Origin of the sequence: Paraburkholderia sp. SIMBA_027, assembly GCF_046535315.1 — a bacterium.
Classification (GTDB): Bacteria; Pseudomonadota; Gammaproteobacteria; order Burkholderiales; family Burkholderiaceae; genus Paraburkholderia; species Paraburkholderia tropica.
Window position 1 is genome coordinate 1 of sequence record NZ_JAWRWY010001244.1, and the last position, 249, is coordinate 249.

Below are 249 nucleotides of genomic sequence, written 5' to 3' on the forward strand. Positions count from 1 at the left end.
GGGACCGCCGGCGTGCGGGTACTTTGACTCGAACATCTCATACCAGCCGGCATCGGCACCGAGCGCCCGGATCCTGTCCACGTTTTCCCGTGTGCCCGCATGGAAAGCCACGTGATTTACGCCCGGATCGGTGCGACGATGCGCGGTGCCGGTGATGGCGTCTGTTTGTTCCACCACGACGTACGTGCCATTGAGCTTCCAGCTGCATCCGGTGGGCCATTCCTGGAACGGCTGATAGCCCAGTTCGCC

General features: G+C 63.1%; 1 pseudogene. It reads right to left on the minus strand.

What is annotated here, in order from left to right:
- A pseudogene (locus tag SB764_RS43125) lies at positions 1 to 249 on the minus strand (glyoxalase); the annotation flags it as partial.